At 38.4% G+C, this 14,306-nt stretch carries 15 protein-coding genes; 9 read left to right on the top strand and 6 right to left on the bottom strand.

Annotated elements, in window-relative coordinates; genetic code table 11:
* The first annotated feature begins 192 nt into the window (after positions 1–192).
* A complete protein-coding gene (prmA, locus tag Q4534_RS20580) occupies positions 193–1,029 on the top strand; it encodes a 50S ribosomal protein L11 methyltransferase (protein ID WP_303615039.1) in 837 nt (278 codons plus the stop codon).
* 141 nt (positions 1,030–1,170) lie between these two features.
* Here prmA and Q4534_RS20575 read toward each other — a convergent pair whose 3' ends face one another.
* On the bottom strand, positions 1,171–2,550 hold the full coding sequence (locus tag Q4534_RS20575) for a hypothetical protein (RefSeq protein ID WP_303615038.1): 1,380 nt from the start codon (positions 2,548–2,550) through the stop codon (positions 1,171–1,173).
* Positions 2,510–3,322: a glycogen/starch synthase gene (locus tag Q4534_RS20570; RefSeq protein WP_014019376.1), complete on the bottom strand. Its 813-nt coding sequence runs from the start codon at positions 3,320–3,322 to the stop codon at positions 2,510–2,512. Before Q4534_RS20570 ends, Q4534_RS20575 begins: the two co-directional genes overlap by 41 nt.
* A 127-nt stretch (positions 3,323–3,449) precedes the next feature.
* On the opposite strand from Q4534_RS20570, the gene panC reads away from it, so the two are divergent.
* From panC to Q4534_RS20540, 6 genes are all read left to right on the top strand, one after another.
* Positions 3,450–4,307 (top strand): pantoate--beta-alanine ligase, encoded by an 858-nt coding sequence (gene panC, locus Q4534_RS20565; RefSeq protein ID WP_303615037.1) that lies wholly within the window; start codon positions 3,450–3,452, stop codon positions 4,305–4,307.
* A gap of 8 nt (positions 4,308–4,315) precedes the next feature.
* Positions 4,316–4,663 (top strand): aspartate 1-decarboxylase, encoded by a 348-nt coding sequence (gene panD, locus Q4534_RS20560; RefSeq protein WP_303615036.1) that lies wholly within the window; start codon positions 4,316–4,318, stop codon positions 4,661–4,663.
* Positions 4,660–5,649 (top strand): lysylphosphatidylglycerol synthase transmembrane domain-containing protein, encoded by a 990-nt coding sequence (locus Q4534_RS20555; protein WP_303615035.1) that lies wholly within the window; start codon positions 4,660–4,662, stop codon positions 5,647–5,649. Before panD ends, Q4534_RS20555 begins: the two co-directional genes overlap by 4 nt.
* A 40-nt stretch (positions 5,650–5,689) precedes the next feature.
* Positions 5,690–6,382: a zinc metallopeptidase gene (locus Q4534_RS20550; RefSeq protein WP_303615034.1), complete on the top strand. Its 693-nt coding sequence runs from the start codon at positions 5,690–5,692 to the stop codon at positions 6,380–6,382.
* A 285-nt stretch (positions 6,383–6,667) separates the two neighbouring features.
* Positions 6,668–7,807, top strand: coding sequence for an acyl-CoA dehydrogenase (locus tag Q4534_RS20545; RefSeq protein WP_303615033.1), 1,140 nt, complete (start codon positions 6,668–6,670; stop codon positions 7,805–7,807).
* Between the two features lie 141 nt (positions 7,808–7,948).
* Complete coding sequence (locus tag Q4534_RS20540; RefSeq protein ID WP_303615032.1) at positions 7,949–8,878, top strand: AraC family transcriptional regulator; 930 nt, start codon at positions 7,949–7,951, stop codon at positions 8,876–8,878.
* On the opposite strand, the gene Q4534_RS20535 is transcribed toward Q4534_RS20540, so the two are convergent.
* The 3 genes from Q4534_RS20535 to Q4534_RS20525 are packed head-to-tail and all read right to left on the bottom strand — an operon-like array spanning position 8,861 to position 10,294.
* Positions 8,861–9,646: a geranylgeranylglyceryl/heptaprenylglyceryl phosphate synthase gene (locus Q4534_RS20535; RefSeq protein WP_303615031.1), complete on the bottom strand. Its 786-nt coding sequence runs from the start codon at positions 9,644–9,646 to the stop codon at positions 8,861–8,863. The genes Q4534_RS20540 and Q4534_RS20535 overlap by 18 nt on opposite strands.
* Positions 9,627–9,953 (bottom strand): hypothetical protein, encoded by a 327-nt coding sequence (locus Q4534_RS20530; RefSeq protein WP_303615030.1) that lies wholly within the window; start codon positions 9,951–9,953, stop codon positions 9,627–9,629. Before Q4534_RS20530 ends, Q4534_RS20535 begins: the two co-directional genes overlap by 20 nt.
* The gene (locus Q4534_RS20525) at positions 9,950–10,294 is read right to left on the bottom strand and encodes a phage holin family protein (protein ID WP_303615029.1); all 345 of its coding nucleotides are present in this window, start codon (positions 10,292–10,294) and stop codon (positions 9,950–9,952) included. The genes Q4534_RS20530 and Q4534_RS20525 overlap by 4 nt, the downstream gene beginning before the upstream one ends.
* Positions 10,295–10,555: 261 nt before the next feature.
* On the opposite strand from Q4534_RS20525, the gene Q4534_RS20520 reads away from it, so the two are divergent.
* On the top strand, positions 10,556–11,218 hold the full coding sequence (locus Q4534_RS20520; RefSeq protein ID WP_303615028.1) for a DsbA family protein: 663 nt from the start codon (positions 10,556–10,558) through the stop codon (positions 11,216–11,218).
* 148 nt (positions 11,219–11,366) lie between these two features.
* On the top strand, positions 11,367–12,836 hold the full coding sequence (gene crtD, locus Q4534_RS20515) for a 1-hydroxycarotenoid 3,4-desaturase CrtD (protein ID WP_303615027.1): 1,470 nt from the start codon (positions 11,367–11,369) through the stop codon (positions 12,834–12,836).
* Here the strand turns inward: crtD and Q4534_RS20510 are convergent.
* The gene (locus Q4534_RS20510; RefSeq protein ID WP_303615026.1) at positions 12,833–14,233 is read right to left on the bottom strand and encodes a transglycosylase SLT domain-containing protein; all 1,401 of its coding nucleotides are present in this window, start codon (positions 14,231–14,233) and stop codon (positions 12,833–12,835) included. The genes crtD and Q4534_RS20510 overlap by 4 nt on opposite strands.
* Positions 14,234–14,306: the final 73 nt, after the last annotated feature.

Genomic DNA, 14,306 nt, shown 5'->3' with positions numbered 1-14,306 from the left:
AAAACCAGGCTGTTTTGATGTTTTAGCATAGCATCGCTATGGTGAAATTAAAACAGCAACGAAGTGAATGATTTTTAAGCGATTTCAGCAAAATCTAGAAGAACCTTTGCCTATTTCGGGTTAAAAGAGAATTGCCCAGGCATTGACTTGCCGGGGCATTTTTATATATTTCAAATTAAAAAAATCCAAACAATGGAATACCTGGAATTTAAAATCAGCTGTAAAGAAGAGTATCGGGAAATTTTAATGGCAGAATTAGCAAATATTGGTTTTGATTCCTTTTTGGAAACAGATAAGGGATTTGATGCCTATATACCGCAGGAAGATCAGGATGAGAATCTGTGGAAAGAAGTCATTACGAGGTATCAGGAGGAAGCAGCAATTTATATTGAAGCAGGTATTCTTGCCAAAATCAATTGGAATGAGGCTTGGGAAAAGAATTATGATCCAATTGCTGTAGCAGACAAGGTATATGTGCGCGCTACTTTTCACCCAACCAAATTCCAAGATTACAAAAATGAAATTGTAATCAATCCGAAAATGTCTTTTGGAACAGGTCATCATTCCACCACCTATCTGATGTTGGAATGGCAAAATGAAATTGACCATACAGGTAAAGTGGTAATGGATGCCGGTTCAGGCACAGGAATTTTGGCGATCATGGCCATGAAGCTAGGTGCAGATCGGGTAACAGCCTTTGATATTGATGAATGGAGTGTGGAGAATGGTAAAGAAAACTTTGAGATCAATGGTTTTCACACACTTGAAATGCAAACGGGGAATATCAGCTCTGTGAAGACCGAAGAAGCCTATGATCTAATTCTTGCCAATATAAACAAGAATGTACTTTTGGATGAAATGGAAGCCTATGCCAAGCACCTTTTGGCCGGAGGGCAATTGCTATTAAGTGGCTTTTATGAATCAGACATTCCTGACATCAGTGAAAAAGCCAAAAAACATGGCTTAACCCTAAAAGGTAAGAAAGTCCGAAACCAATGGACTTCATTGCTGTTAAAAAAGCTTGATTAAAAACCATAAGCAACAAAGAACCTACCAATTTTAAAGTTGTTTCACTGCCTATTCAATTGCATAAAAAGGATAAAAACACTGATCCCCTTACAATTTCCTATTGGGGAATATTTGCAAGGGGATCAGCAATAGAATTAGTATTTATCTGATTTTAGAGTAATAAATTTTTATTTTAACTTGGTCCTTATCAACGACAAATTCTTTTAAAGATCGTTTAAAGGCATCAAAAGTCACCACGCCACTCTCAGTACTTGGCGTATTGGGGTACAAAAACAAATCTGTTTTCACCAGGCCCGAACGATACAAAGCGTCCACATATGAGGTTATTTGATTGGAATACACCCGAGTTTCAGTATTGAATGCCAAGCCATTTTGGTTGGAGGAGATAGGAACAATATTTCCATCTTGATCTAAGCCTGTTTGGGTATTGTTTTCTCCTTGAACAGCCACCTTTACACCATCAAACCTTCTATAAAACTCTCCTCCCTCAGCAAAGTACATGACAAGCGCGCCATAAGGATTTTTCCCTTCAGGGTATTCATCCACAGGTCCTACTTCAAGTAATATTTGGTTGAAGGTGACATTTTCAAGGGTATCCAAAAACTCATGTAAAGGACTCATGTCAAGTTTTGTCATCATACCCAAACCTGCTTTCACTCCAACTTTATCACCGTCCACATCATAGGCTACGTTGGTTTCAGTAATCACTTCAGTAGGAGTACCCTGGCGGTCGCTTATTACTTGGTTAAAGTGTCTGGACTGAATGGTATTGATAGGATAGGCTGTGGAAACCGTATCGTCTTCATAGTGATAATACATGGTAATGCCAGTCCCGCTACCAATGGCCAATGAAATAGATGTGTTTTGGTCAGGATCTCCTTTGATAGCTATGCCGGGAAAGTATTCCCTAAAAGCAAATATATTATCAAATACAGGATCTTGAGTGGTAAGCTTTCCAAACAGCTCTGCGGCAAAATCCTCATTGAGGTCCATGCTTACTTGATTGACCGTATCAGGCGTCAAAAGAAAAGAGCCTTCGGCCAAAATTTCCTCTTCATCAAAATCGAGCGAACTGAAGCTATAATAGGTAGTATCTTCAATGGTTTCTAAAAGCCTATGAACTTTAAAATTTTTTGCTTCATCAAAATCTTCACCTATAAGGTCAACAATATTGAAGTCAAAAATAGCAGAATCAAATATGGCATTGTCTTCCGGCAATACCCCATTAGGGTTAAAGGATAACCTACTGTAACCAATTGATTCTGTTGTACCAAAAAGATCGCTATGATCCCCACCTACCACTAACCTACTCTGATTCGTAGTATTGAAAGAATCTTCCAACACCATAAAAGAAGAAAGGGGTATTTCTTCATAGAAAACCCCTATCTGGTTGGAGCCGGGATCCAGTACCAATCCAATTTCGGATGGGTCTGAACAAGCTCCTGCGAAAATAACAATTGAGCACAGGGCCCCGAGGAATTTAACCTGCAAGGTCTGTATAGATATTGTAATAGCTTTCAAAAAGCTCGTCTTGTTCATCACTATTAATTTCAAACTGTTTGTCTTTAGAAGATTCTTGAATCATGGCAGTCAGGCTCTCGGAAATATCCTCACCTTTTACTACAACATCAGCGTACTCCATTCCCAATTTTAAAAACCCTTCATAGTCTTTGGACTTCAATGGAGCCAGAAGCTGGTCGTCAATATCCACCATTTTTATTTTTTCGAATAAATCGTCCCCAAATTTATGACTAAATCCGTTATTATAAATGGCATATACGGATTTTGTTTCTTTGAAAAGCGGTTCGTTCTTATAAGTAGTCTTCAGGTACAAAGGAATAAGGCTTGTCATCCAATCATTACAGTGAACCACATCGGGGGCCCAGCCTAATTTTTTAACGGTCTCTAGCACTCCTTTGCAGAAGAAAATGGCTCTTTCGTCATTGTCTTCGTAGAATTTATCCTGTTTGTCAAAGAAAACGCTTTTTCTCTGAAAATAGTCTTCGTTGTCAATAAAATATACCTGCAATTTAGCATTTGGAATTGAAGCAACTTTAATAATTAAAGGTTTCTCTTCCTCGCCTACTGATATATTGATACCTGAAAGTCTTACAACCTCATGCAACCTATTCTTTCTCTCATTAATCAATCCAAATCTTGGAACCAATATTCGGATTTCCATTCCTTTTTCTTGCATTGCTTGGGGCAGTGCTCTTACAAAATTAGCGACCTCTGAAGTTTGAAGAAATGGATTAATTTCGCTTGCTACGTAAAGGATACGAAGTTTAGACATATCGTGTGTGTTTTATTAAGGGATATAACGGGACTACAAATTTACAAAAAAATCGCCAATTCCCATTGTTTTTATTCAGAATAATATACTTTTGCACCTATTTTCCTATTCCACTTCAAAACGAGCTTTGGAAATACGCAAAACGATATCTTCTGTAAAACAGCACTTAAGGGCTATAAAACCTCAAAATAAGTCCATTGGATTGGTGCCCACTATGGGAGCATTACACCAAGGACATTTGGAGTTAATCCGGCAGTCGAAAAAACAAACGGACATAACATTCGTGTCCATTTTTGTCAACCCCATACAGTTCAACAACCCCGAAGATCTTCAAAAATACCCCAGGACCTTATCCTCCGATTTGGAAATTTTAGCTAATGAAGGTGTTGACATGGTATTCACCCCTTCCGAAAGTGAAATGTATCCCGAAGCAGTGATGATGGAATTTGATTTTGGTTCCATGGAACAAGTATTAGAAGGTCGCTTTCGTCCGGGGCATTTCAATGGAGTGGCAATAGTCGTTTCTAAATTGTTCCATATTTTGCAGCCGGACATTTCTTTTTTCGGGCAAAAAGACATTCAGCAAGTCGCTGTCATTCAAAGAATGGTTAGCGACTTATCCTATCCGATAAAAATCGAAGTGGTCCCTACCATGAGAGAAGCAGATGGACTGGCCATGTCTTCGAGAAACCAAAGATTAAGTAAGGATGGAAGGGACTTGGCTCCTGTACTCTATAAGGTTTTATCCATGTGTAAAGATGAACTTTTAAGGGGTGAGCAATGGTTACACATAAAAAATAAGGTCATCCCGGAAATGCTTGAACCACTTGATATAATACCGGAGTACTTGGAACTCGTAGAATTAAGTAGTTTTACTCCTGTCAATAATCTAACACCCGAAAAGCCATATGCTGTTTGTATAGCGGCCCACATTGAAGAGGTACGATTAATAGACAACATCATTATACGTACTGACCATATATAACTAATGACATGCAAATTCAGTTATTAAAATCAAAAATCCACAGGGTAAAAATCACCCAAGCAGAACTACATTATGTTGGCTCCATCACCATTGATGAAGCATTGATGGAGGCAGCGAATATTATTGAAAACGAAAAAGTTCAAATTGTCAACATAAACAATGGCGAACGTCTGGAGACCTATGTCATCAAAGGTGAGCGAGATTCGGGACAAATCTGTCTAAACGGCCCTGCTGCAAGGAAAGCTCAGGTAGGTGATGTTATCATTATTATTTCCTATGCAACAATGGATTTTGAAGAAGCTAAAAAATACAAACCAACCATTGTTTTCCCGGATGACCAAAACAAATTGATTTGAGCAATAAGTTGAAAAACGGTTTACGCGTAACCGTTTCTTTGGTGGTTGCACTTTTGATTTTCTATTACCTCTATAAGGACATAGAAAGTGAAGTATTTTTGGAAGCCCTCAAGGGCACCAACACTTTTTTGTTTGCCACTGCAATGTTTATTGGATTAATTGGTTTCTGGCTAAGGGCATGGAGATGGAAAAGGCTAATCGCAACCAACGAGTCCATTACATTGAAGACAAGTCCAATTTTTTGGTCCTTGATGTTTGGCAATGTGGTCAACCTTATCTTTCCAAGAGCCGGAGAAGTTGCCAGATGTGGGGCGGTTAGAAAAACCTACCCCATAGATTTTGGCAAAATTTTCGGGACTGTTGTTTTAGAAAGAACAATAGATATGGTCTTTATGCTATTGATGATGGCTTTGGCATTTATTTTTGAAGGGAGAATATTTTTAGAAATTCTGGAAAACTTGGTTTCCATTTCTGCAATCAAAAACTTTATCTCAGACTACCTCTTTCTTGCCATCCTTCTGCTTTTAGGTACAATGGCTCTGGCTTTTATCATCTATCTACAATTTAAAAAAACTGCCTTTATAGGTAAACTCCTCCAGTTTATCAGACAATTTGTCAGTGGGCTAAAAACCCTTTTTCAAATGGAAAACAAAGTCGGATTTTGGCTGGCTACCTTCTTTATTTGGATCATATACTTTTTAATGATGTATTGGATGGCTTTATCAATTCCTTCAACCAGCTCTTTATCAGCAACTTCAGTACTAATGGTGTTGGTAATGGGAAGCATAGGTATGATTGCTCCTGTCCAGGGGGGCATAGGCACTTTTCATGCTATGGTGGCTTTCATTTTGCTCTACTATGGAATTCCTGAAGCACAGGGCAAGGTATTTGCGATATTGGCTCATACCTCTCAAATGATTATAGTTTTAATTTTCGGGGGAATTAGTTTTCTTTACCTTTTTAGAAAAAAGCAAGAAACATTATAAAAGTAAAAACGTAATAGAAGGAAAATAAGCAATATAAAAAATGGGAATCATATTAATAGTAATTGTATTTGCAATTCTTGGTTATGTGGTAAGTAACAAACTCAAGAATAAGTTTAAGAAATACTCACAGGTTTCTTTGAAAGCAAATCTTTCCGGTAAAGAAATTGCAGAACTAATGTTGGCAGATCACAATATCCACAACGTTTCTGTAAATTGTGTGGAAGGGCAACTTTCTGACCATTACAATCCGATGAACAAAACCGTAAACCTAAGTACAGATGTTTACTATGGAAGAAATGCTGCAGCAACAGCGGTAGCTGCACACGAATGTGGCCACGCTGTACAGCATGCCAATTCTTATGCATGGTTAAAACTAAGGTCAGCCCTAGTACCTATCCAAAATATCAGTGGTAAAATATTGAATATAGTATTGATCGCTTCTCTTTTTGGAGGAATAGCTTTGTTTGGCTTACCATATGAGGCTGTTGGTGTGGTTGTAGTAGGCGCTTATAGTATGCTTACACTTTTCAGTGTAATCACCCTACCGGTGGAATTTGACGCGAGTAACCGAGCACTTGCCTGGGTAAAGCAACGTAATGTCGTGACACCTGAAGAATACGGGATGTCCAAAGATGCATTGAAATGGGCTGCAATGACTTATGTAGTTGCCGCTTTGGCATCTATGGCTACACTAGCCTATTATATGTTTATCTTTTTCGGAAATAGAGATTAATAAACTAATATTTATTTAAATTTTTAAAGGGGCAGCGTTGCCCCTTTTTTATTTTTTGAGTATAACTATATAGGGGAAAACGGTTAATGGTTAATTGCCCTTTTAAAAAGGTGAAAATACTACTGAAAAAGGTTTACTATTTGTTTATAGGGTAATTGTCAAAACACTTACCAAAATTCTCCTGAAGGCAGGTCACATACCATTAGAAGACATTAAATTAACCTTTGGGGAATTAATTTCTTTTTCTTCTAATGGATGAATTTGTAACTAGAAAAATTCAGGATTATGGATTTCAAACTTAATGAAGAACAGCAGGCCATCAAAGAAGCTGCTTCGGCTTTTGCTAAAACAGAACTATTACCGGAAGTCATTGATAGGGACATCAAGTGCGAATTCCCAAAGGCACTCGTAAAGAAGATGGCAGACATGGGATTTATGGGCATGATGGTTCCCCCTGCCTATGGAGGAGGTGGAATGGACACACTTTCTTATGTCATTGTCCTGGAGGAAATCGCCAAAATAGATGCTTCAGCTGCTGTAATCATGTCTGTCAACAATTCGCTTGTTTGTTGGGGTTTGGAAAAATATGGATCTGAAGACCAAAAACAGAAATACTTAAGTCCCCTAGCTTCCGGAAAATCCTTGGGAGCCTTTGCTTTGTCAGAGCCGGAAGCAGGCTCAGATGCCACCTCGCAGAAAACTACTGCTGTGGACAAAGGCGACCACTACCTGCTGAATGGAACAAAAAACTGGATCACCAATGGTTATTCTGCTGATTACTATCTGGTCATTGCCCAGACCAATAAAGAAAAAGGCCACCACGGAATCTCTGTATTTATTGTAGAAAGAGATTGGGATGGGTTTGAAGTAGGCAAAAAGGAAGACAAACTAGGGATTAGGGCTTCTGACACTTGCTCATTAATGTTTACTGACCTGAAAGTACCCAAGGAGAACCGAATTGGGGAGGAGGGTTTTGGTTTTAAGTTTGCCATGGAGACATTAAACGGTGGTAGAATTGGTATTGCAGCCCAAGCACTTGGCATAGCAGCCGGCGCCTTGGATTTATCTACCAAATATGCACTGGAAAGGAAAACCTTCGGAAAAACCATAAGTGAGCATCAAGCCATACAGTTCAAATTGGCTGACATGGACACAGAAATTGAAGCAGCACGTTTGCTTTGTTATAAGGCAGCCTTAAAAAAAGACAATAATGAAGATTATGTAAGGGCCAGTGCAATTGCCAAATTGTATTCTTCGAAGGTAGCTATGGGAACCACTATTGAAGCCGTCCAAATTCACGGAGGCTATGGTTATGTACGTGAATACCACGTTGAACGAATGATGAGAGATGCAAAAATAACTCAAATATATGAAGGCACTTCTGAAATTCAGAAAATAATCATATCCAGAAAGCTTTTAAGCTAATTGTAATAGTAGTAGAGAATTAAAAATATATAGTAATTTTCATATCGGAATTTAGTTTATTCTAATTTTTTATTGGAAATTGTCATAATAAATCAGAAAAAAAATATACTTTTACAAAAAATAACTCTAAATGCACTAATCATGGAATATTACAATAAGGTGATAGAGTCGGTCGGAGTAAGGTACGTGAAGGGCAATAACTTCAAAATTGAACGACCTGTAACCATCACCGACTATACAGATTCTGAAAACACGGCCATCCTTCTTCATAGAGGCTCGTTGAATTATGGTGAAGACCAAGAATCTGTAAACGAAGGGGAAATTCTTTTTATTCCAGCAAGCAGGCCTACAAGGGTATCTTTTGGCACCGTTACCAAGAGGAACGAGACCAATAATGATAACTTTTTGGAAAACAAAAAGAAATACCTTCAAACCATAAGCTTCAAAAACATCAAAAATCTAGATGACGACTGCATCACCACGGTCACTTTTGAAGCGAAAGTATTCGATGTTGTTAATTTCTTTAATTCTCTGGGAATACCCGCATTCGTTATAAGGTTCAATGACCGAATTGCTTCAATACTTGAAGATGTAGTGAAGGAATCTGAACAAAATACACCGGGTAAAGAAAGGGTAATCAAGCTATATACCGAACTACTTGTAGTAGAATTGGTCCGCCATATTCTTAAAAACAGGTTATTCGTAGAAGAGTTATCTACAAACAGTACTTATTTCAAAGATCCGCGATTGATCGATATGTTCAACTATATCAAAAAGAATATAGGTGGCGATTTATCCAACAAAGTTTTGGCTAAGGTGGCCAATGTTTCTGAAGATTACGTTGGTCAATACTTTAAAATGCTGACAGGTATCAATCCTCAGGATTATATCGAATACCAAAGAATGGAAGCCGCAGTTGAATTGTTGCGTACAACCAAGAAAAGTATTCGAGACATAGGAAAAGAAGTGGGCTACAAAGACACCGCTTACTTCTGTAGACGATTTAAGATGATGTATGGTCTTCCTGCAGGAAAAATGAGACGAAGAGAGTCATTAATTAACGTTCAGTGACGAATTATAAATTTTAGCATAATGCAAAACCTCAGTGATCAAGCTGGGGTTTTTTTCTGCCCCATTCCCGATAACCAAAACATCTGCTCCTGCAGCCCAAGCAGCTTTGGCTTCTTCAAGAGAACGAATTCCGCCCCCAACTAACAAGGGACATTCCACTTGTTCACTTACTGCCTTTATCATTTTTTGAGAAACAGGTATCTTTGCGCCGGAACCGGCATCAAGATAAAATATGGGCAAACCCAAGTACTTGCCTGCCAAAGCCGTGGCTACGGCTATATCCGGCTTATTGTGAGGGATCGGGATTGTTTGGCTTATGTATTCCACACTGGTCCCTACACCTCCATTTACCAGCATGTATCCCACAGGCAATACCTCAAGATTACTTTTTGCCAAGGTGGGTGCTGCCAATACATGCTGACCAATCAGCAGCTCCGGATTTCTGCCGGAAATCAATGATAGAAACAAAATGGCATCGGCTTCCTCAGAAATCTGCATGACACTTCCGGGAAACAAGACAATGGGTACATTACCTTTCGTCACTTCCTTTAATCTGCGCAAGCACTGATCTAGCCTTTTGGCATCTACTAAACTTCCCCCAACAAAAAAAAAGTCAATTGTAAGACCATGAGAAAGTTGATTCAATAAATCAAAGGATGGTTGCTTGTCTAGTTTTTCCGGATCTATAAGCAATGCCAAGCTTTTCACCCCTTTTTTCTTTTTTGCTATAAGGAGCTCGCGCAGCTCATTAATTCGATTCTTCTTCATTTCCTACCTTGGCCATTACCACCTCCATTAATTTTGCTTTCCCTACACCTACTAACATCCAAAACAACCTACTTCTCAAATTCCCGAAAAAGCTATAAGGCTTCTTTCCTGGTTTTTTCTTTTTGGACACTTTCTTTTTACCCTTACCGCCAAATTGATTTACAGTATAAACGGCCAACACCCCTCCTAATATTGCCAAGCCACCAACTTTTAAATACACCTGTGAATCTTGTTTGAAAAGCTGAAGTTGCTTTTCCAACGTCTGTTCTAATTCTTCCGACTGTTTTAACAATTCCTCTTTCATCATTCTTCTTTTCTACCTTTAAATAAGAAAACATACCTGAAAAGAGAATTTTTAAGTATGCTCTGAAAGCCCCCTGCATTTCTCAAAAGATACAATAACAAAAATATAAAAGTGTAAATGCCCGTTACCATCAAAAACCCAATGGAACTGCTTCCAAATAACTCACTGAAGTAAAACGCCAATGCAATACTTCCAAAAAGTAAAATAAAAGAAGCGGAAATAATCATTAGCACTATGGCAGCTACTCTAGCCACAACAGAACTAATTTGTTCAGTTATTTCAGCTTTAATGATGTTTACCCTTACTTCTATTAATTTTTTTATCGTTGTAATGATCTCATTCATACAAACATAGAGGTTGAATTAACAATTTATTAAATGGGATAGTCAAGTTACTATTTTTTAAAGCAAAAACCTTGCAGAAAATTCCGCTTCTTGTAGAAAGACTAACAAATGGAGGATAGTTTATTCAACTACAAAGAAAAATAAATTCTCCTGAAATAAATATTAACAACCCCAGAACCGAAGTTAAACTAAAAGTGTTGTAGGGAAATTACAGCATCCTCAAAAATTGCGGATGAATAAAACATTATCATGCGAAAAAATATGAAAGTTGAAATATGGAGTGATGTGGTTTGTCCATTTTGCTATATCGGTAAACGTAGATTTGAAAAAGCCTTGGCTGGTTTCAGCCATAAAGATCAGATTGAAGTAATTTACCGAAGTTTTCAATTAAACCCCGATATCCAAACAGACAACAATAAATCTGTGGAACAATACCTTTCTGAAAGCAAAGGCATTTCTCTGGACAAAGCCACTGAGATGACCCAGTATGTTACTGATCAGGCCGCCTTAGAAGGGTTGGGTTTTCAAATGAAAAATGCGGTAGTCGCAAACACTTTCAGAAGCCACAGAATTTTACAGCTTGCTTTGAGCCAAGGAAAGCAACAAGCAATGAAAGAGCGCTTGCTTAAAGCTTACTTTATAGAAGAAAAAAACATAGATGACATTGGTGTTTTAACCAACTTATCCAATGAGGTTGGCCTTACCAATGTTGAAGAAACCATAAAAACCGAGACCTTTTCAGAAGAGGTAAAAAGGGATATTTTAGAATCTAAGCAATTGGGGATTCAAGGAGTGCCATTTTTTGTGTTCAACCGAAAATACGGGATTAGTGGAGCCCAAGACACCAAAGTTTTTGCTGAAGCAATCAATCAATCCTTTATGGAATGGCAGGAAGAGAGCCTCCAAGCTGAAGGTGATATTTAAACCCAAAGCACTGAGTTTTATTTGCTACAGAATCCATCCTTTCAAGCAGTCTTTTTGATAACAAAGACTGCTTTTATAAGTTACAATTGAATAAATTGGCAATTGGTAACAAAAAACCACCTGAACACAGTGGAAATAATATAAATGAATGGATAAAAAAGTAATTATAATAGGGGCAGGCATTGCTGGCTTGGCAGCTTCAATTCGATTAAGCCTAAAGGGATATCAAGTAAATGTATTTGAGGCCAATCCTTATCCCGGCGGAAAATTGACCGAAATCAATATTGCAGGTTACCGTTTTGATGCAGGCCCATCCCTATTTACTTTACCTGAGCAAATGGAAGAACTGTTTGCTTTAGCAGGCTTAAAAACGGAAGATTTTTTTCGATATAAAAAGCTTGAAATCAATTGTAATTATTTCTGGGAAGATGGAGCAAGGCTAAGTGCTTATTCTGATTTGGATAAATTCACTAAAGAAGTGGAGTTTCAACTTGGAGAGAAACCCGAAAACATCAAAAAAGCACTTGATAAATCAGCCTATATTTACAAATACCTCGCCCCTTTGTTCATGCATAGGTCTTTGCACAAGTGGAGTACTTGGCTTAACAAAAAAGCCTTGGCTTCTTATTTTAGAATAGGAAAGTTTGGTCTTTTTAACACCGTGGATCAGGCCAATCACAGGCAATTCAAACACCCTAAACTGGTTCAGCTCTTTAACAGGTACGCAACCTATAACGGATCAAATCCTTACCAAACTCCGGCCACTTTAAATATTATTCCACACCTTGAATTCAATAAGGGAGCATTCTTCCCTACAGAAGGGATGCATGCCATTACTACCAGCCTTTACAAGCTCGCAAAGCAATTGGGTGTGAATTTTCACTTTAACATGGCCGTGGATAAGGTTCTTGTCAAGAATAAGGTAGCCTTTGGTATACTAGCCGGAGGCAAGTCTTATAAAGCCGATTATATTCTTAACAATATGGACATGGTAACGGCCTATAAAACCATACTAAAGGAGGAAGAACAGCCCAAACGATTATTAAAACAACCTAAATCAAGCTCTGCTTTGATTTTTTATTGGGGTATTAATAAGGTTTTTCCTGAACTTGACCTCCACAACATTCTATTTAGCAAGGATTATGAAAAGGAATTTAAAGCTATTTTTGAAGATAAAGATATCGATGATGATCCTACTGTGTATATCAACATCACCTCCATTCATAAAGAAAATGATGCTCCTAAAGGAGCCATGAACTGGTTCACCATGATCAACGTCCCTAACGATCAAGGCCAAGATTGGGAAAGTTTAAAAGCCAAAGCCCGAAAAGCCATTATTAGAAAAATAAATGCTACCCTAAATACGAATATTGAGCCGCTGATCGATGCAGAGCAAATTTTAGATCCCATTGGGATAGCCACTAAAACTTCGTCAGCAAATGGAGCCTTGTACGGCAACAGCTCCAACAACCGTTACGCGGCTTTTTTAAGACACCCAAATTATAGTTCAAAAATTAAGAAATTGTATTTTTGTGGGGGAAGTGTTCACCCCGGCGGAGGGATTCCATTGTGCTTATTGTCTGCAAAAATCACGGCAGACATGATCCCTGATGCTTAAGAAGCTACTAAAACCTTATAGGATTCATAAAGCCCATAAACCTCCCGAACATAGCGAACCGTCACATGACCCTTGGCATAACCACTTTTCACCCATGGGTCACGATACACTTCCGGTTTGGATTTTCTCTCCAAATAATAAGCAACATTCTTCCAACGTTTGTTGTCCTTTCCATATTTATAAGCCAAGCGCCAAGCGTCTTGCACATGACCATGCCCTACATTGTAAGAAGCCAAAATAAATTTAATTCGCTCATTGTTATCAGGCACACGGTCAAGCCAGAAACCATCCAGGTATTTGAGGTAATTGACCCCTCCCCTTAAACTCTCGTTTGGGTTATTTGGGTCATTTACGCCGAAACGTTGTAAGGTAACAGGCATCAGTTGAAGCAACCCTACTGCTCCGGCATAGGAGACAGCAGAATGGTTAAAGCGGCTTTCTTTATATACCAAAGCAGCCAATAGTCTCCAATCCCAGCCCAACTTATCGGCCCCCTGTTTAATAATATCATCATAGGCAGAAATTCTGTCCCCGGAAACAGAAGAAAAGGCTGAAGAGGACCTGTGGTAACTATTTTTCTTATTGAGAAAATATTTATGGTACAATATGGCTTTGTAACCAGTTCGATCTATTCTCTCTATCCATTCATTGATCTTGGCTTCCAATTGGGGGGCATTTTTTCTTATGGCCCAAGCCACAGGATTGGGCTGGCTAACCGTAAGGCTTACGTCTAACAAATCATTATAGGTAGCATTTACCAATGCAATATCATTGTCTACTACCGTATAGTCTATTTTCTCTTCAATGACCTGATTGATCAGATCTTCCAAACTCGTGTTCTTTTCCTCTATAGCAAGGGAAAGAGAGAGGGAATCACTAAGTACCGAAAGCCTTTCTTTATAAATTGTTCCCTTCTTGATATAAACCTTTTTATTGGAAAGTTGGATTAGGCTGTCCACATGGGATTGATCCTTACGCTGCACCACCACTGTTTTCATGCTATTTAGCGGTGCAGTAAAATTGGCTCGCTTTTTTCTCTCCTCATTTACTTCAAAGTTTATGGCAACAATGTCTGCTTTCCCTTTATTTAAGAGGCGAAATCCATCTTCAAGATCATGCTTTACGATTAACCGTAGGTTTACCCCAAGTTGGTTGGCCAAATTCCGAAGCAACTCAAATTCATAGCCCATGGTTCGGCCCCTATAGATATAATAGCTAGTAGAGGAATTGTCTACAACCGCTCTAATAAAACCTCTTTTTTTTATGGCATCAAAATCTAAAACAGCAGGAGACTCCCAATATTCCGGCACCTTTTTTTCTTCTTCATTTGGCTTGCATGAAGTCAATTCGAAGGCAATTACAAGTAATAAAAGGCAAGAAATCCTGGTTTTTGGCATAGAGTGGGCACTCTAATTGTGCTTTGGTGTTTTCAATTATAGGCTTTTATCCTTAATATACCAAAATTAGCCC

The organism is Cyclobacterium sp. 1_MG-2023 (genome assembly GCF_030546805.1).
Lineage (GTDB): Bacteria > Bacteroidota > Bacteroidia > Cytophagales > Cyclobacteriaceae > Cyclobacterium.
This window is presented reverse-complemented; position numbering and strand designations above follow the sequence as displayed.